This window comes from Celeribacter persicus (assembly GCF_003050785.1).
GTDB classification, from domain to species: Bacteria; Pseudomonadota; Alphaproteobacteria; order Rhodobacterales; family Rhodobacteraceae; genus Celeribacter; species Celeribacter persicus.
This window is the reverse complement of sequence record NZ_QAOH01000064.1, coordinates 1-3,207: the sequence shown is the minus strand read 5'-3', so window position 1 is coordinate 3,207 and position 3,207 is coordinate 1. Positions and strand designations below refer to the sequence as shown.

General features: G+C 55.7%; 3 protein-coding genes and 1 pseudogene. All 4 read left to right on the top strand.

Going from position 1 to position 3,207, the window contains the following annotated elements:
* Positions 1–102: 102 nt before the first annotated feature.
* The 4 genes and pseudogenes from C8N42_RS21025 (at position 103) to C8N42_RS21010 (ending at position 3,116) form a co-directional block, all read left to right on the top strand.
* Positions 103–1,131 carry a methionine synthase gene (locus C8N42_RS21025; RefSeq protein WP_107818336.1) on the top strand — a complete coding sequence of 343 codons (1,029 nt, stop codon included), beginning with the start codon at positions 103–105 and terminating at the stop codon, positions 1,129–1,131.
* A gap of 21 nt (positions 1,132–1,152) precedes the next feature.
* The gene (locus C8N42_RS21020) at positions 1,153–1,440 is read left to right on the top strand and encodes a flavin reductase family protein (protein ID WP_107818334.1); all 288 of its coding nucleotides are present in this window, start codon (positions 1,153–1,155) and stop codon (positions 1,438–1,440) included.
* 240 nt (positions 1,441–1,680) lie between these two features.
* A pseudogene (locus tag C8N42_RS21015) lies at positions 1,681–2,159 on the top strand (transposase); the annotation flags it as partial.
* 201 nt (positions 2,160–2,360) lie between these two features.
* A complete protein-coding gene (locus C8N42_RS21010; RefSeq protein ID WP_226562550.1) occupies positions 2,361–3,116 on the top strand; it encodes an IclR family transcriptional regulator in 756 nt (251 codons plus the stop codon).
* Positions 3,117–3,207 lie beyond the last annotated feature (91 nt).

Sequence of the window (3,207 nt, the reverse complement as noted above, 5' to 3'; positions counted from 1 at the left end):
ATTGGCAGCGAAATGAAACAACCCAACCCGATCAGCAGGTGCAAAGAGTAGCTTAAACTACGCCAGATATTGTCCAATATATGGGGAGTAGCTCAGTCTATCATGAACAAACTGCTCCCCACCTCGACTGCCGGCAGCCTGCCGAAACCCTCCTGGCTGTCCGAGCCGGAAAAACTCTGGTCGCCCTGGAAACTCGAAGGCGAGGCCCTCATTGAGGGCAAACAGGATGCGCTGCGCGTCACGCTCATGGAGCAACAGGTCGCGGGCATCGACATCGTCAGCGACGGCGAACAGACCCGCCAGCACTTTGTTACCACCTTCATCGAAGGCCTCGACGGCGTCGATTTCGAGAAACGCGAGACGGTGAAAATCCGGGACCGCTATGATGCCAGCGTGCCGACCGTCGTCGGTGCCGTGTCGCGCCCGAAATCCGTTTTTGTCGAAGATGCGAAATTCCTGCGCAGCCAGACCAAAGCCCCGATCAAATGGGCGCTGCCGGGCCCGATGACCATGATCGACACGCTTTATGATGCGCATTACAAAAGCCGTGAGAAGCTTGCATGGGAATTCGCCAAGCTTCTCAATGAGGAAGCCAAAGAGCTTGAGACCGCAGGCGTCGATATCATCCAGTTCGATGAACCTGCGTTCAACGTGTTTTTCGAAGAGGTGAACGACTGGGGCATGGCCACGCTGGAGCGCGCCATGGAAGGTCTTAAATGTCAGAAGGCCGTCCATATCTGCTATGGCTATGGCATCAAGGCCAACACCGACTGGAAGAAAACCCTTGGCTCCGAATGGCGTCAATACGAGCTGATCTTCCCAAGCATTCAGAAATCCAGCGTCGATCTGGTTTCGCTTGAGTGCCACAACTCCCATGTGCCGCTGGATCTGATCGAGCTGATCCGGGGCAAAAAGGTGATGGTCGGCTCCATCGACGTGGCCAACAAAACCATCGAGACCCCCGAAGAGGTCGCCGACACCCTGCGCAAAGCGTTGCAATTCGTCGATGCGGACAAGCTTTACCCCTGCACCAACTGCGGCATGGCCCCGCTGTCGCGTGAGGTGGCACGTGGCAAGCTAAACGCCCTGTCCGCCGGTGCAGAAATTGTCCGGCGCGAGCTTCAGGCCTGACGATTTTACAGTTCGGGCAAGCTGTCACCGGTATGCCCGAACGGCCCCTATTTTAATTGCTGCGGCAGTTTTGCAACCGGCGTCACGGTGATCACCACCCGCACGCCCGAGGCAGATCACGGCACGACGGTCAGCGTCTTTATGTCCGTCTCGCTCGATCCGCCCCTGATCGCGATCTCTCTCGATCGTCGCTCGAAAATGCTGGGCAAACTGCGGGAATTGGGGCGCTATGAGACGTTAAAGAATCTCTTCCTTGAGCACGATGGCTTGCCGGCCTTGAACCGACCCGGTTTTATAGGAGACTTTTGATTTCGTATTTCAATCTGCGATTTTGACCGCTTGCAAGGTTTGTTTGTACTTCTCCTCTGCTTCGATTGGCGTGATGTAGCCAAGAGGTTCGAGCGGGCACTCCTTGTTGAACCAATCGACCTATTGCAGGGTTCCCATTCGACCTGATCCTTGGATTTCCACGGCCCCAGCCGGTTGATGACCTCGGTTTTGAACAGGCCGATGATTGTTCTGGCCTGCGCGTTGTCATAGCTGTTGCACCGGCAAAGCCGTTGCTGGTCATCTGCTTGGAGCCCGGAACAAATCTCGCAACGGCTAAAGGTGGATTTTTCCGAGGATCCGACGATGCGCATCGGCCACGAAGCCATTTATCAGGCTCTCTACATCCAGGGACGCGGAGCGCTAAAGCGAGAGTTCTCCACATGTCTGCGGTCCGGTCGTGCGCTCAGATTGGCGCGTGAACGCGGACGCAATCGCGGTAAACCCTTCCTCACTGATGCGCTGATGATCAGCGACAGAGCGGTTCCGGGCCATTGGGAGGGCGACCTCATTCTCGGTCTCGGCAGCTCGGCGATCGGCACACTCGTCGAACGCGTAACCCGCTTCACCATGCTCCTGCACCTGCCACGCATGAAGGGGCACGGACTACATCCTGCATGGCCCTGACGCATTGAACGCTGTTGCGCACTCACTGAACACGCGCCCCCGAAAAAACATTGGGTTGGCAAACACCAGCATAAGCACTCGACCGGCTGCTCAAACAGGATATAACCAAAGGTGTTGGGACGACCGATTGAGTCCGCCCTTCACACTTTCGCTTCTCGCCAAAATAAGGCCTATGCCTCGACCGACGTGCGCAACAAGCGATAGAAGAATAGAAGATCCTCGGATAATATCGCGATTGACCGCTAAAATAGCCTTTGGCTCTCAGAGAGATGCGCATGAGCAAACCTACCAAACCTGCCAATAGTCAGACCTTGCTTCGCGGCCTTTCTGTTCTTGAATGTGTGGCTCATATGCCGCGCAGCATTCCAGAGATTGCCGAAGAAGCAGGTATTTCCTATCAGACCGCACATCGGATTGTCTCTGTTCTCACTGACGTTCGATATCTGCGACAAGTCGATAGTAGACTGTACGGGTTAGGGCCGAAAGTTGTGGAGCTGGGTTTTGCGGGCTATCAACAAGCCGATGTCACCAAGATCGCAAAGCCTTGTCTTACAAAACTGGCGCAGGCGACCTCCGACACAGTGCATCTCGCCAGATTAGAGGATGGTGAGGTGATCTATCTGGACAAGTTGCAAAGCCGCCGCCCGATCGAGATCACATCGCGGATCGGAGGCAGAAAACCTGCCGTTTCAACGGGGGTTGGCAAGGCCTTGTTGCTGGACACGCCCGAAGAAGAGTTGCGGCAGCTGTTCAAGAGAGACCGCCACCTTATGAAGGTTAAGACATCTGAGGTCGAATGGTTCGAGCGGATGCGGGTCTATCAAGATGGTGGATATGCTTATGACCTTGGCGAGGACGAACACCAAATCCGTTGCGTTGCCGCGCCCCTGAGGGACGCGACTGGGCGTATTGTCGCTGCGATCAGTGTGTCTTCGACATTGGAATATATGCAGCAAGATCGCATGGAGGCCTTGATCCCGGTGGTCAAGTCCACGGCCGCCGAAATCAGCCGTGGACTTGGTTTTGTGTAAGCGCCCGATTGATGCCGCCTGCCTGATGGAGGCGGACCGAGATAAGACACGTGCATAACGACGTCTTTAGCGACGTGTCTTATCGGGAGGC

What these genes read in the sequence shown, in the direction of transcription:
- C8N42_RS21025 (WP_107818336.1), top strand. Translation starts at nt 103, where the DNA reads ATGAACAAACTGCTCCCCACCTCGACTGCCGGCAGCCTGCCGAAACCC.
- C8N42_RS21010 (WP_226562550.1), top strand. Translation starts at nt 2,361, where the DNA reads ATGAGCAAACCTACCAAACCTGCCAATAGTCAGACCTTGCTTCGCGGC.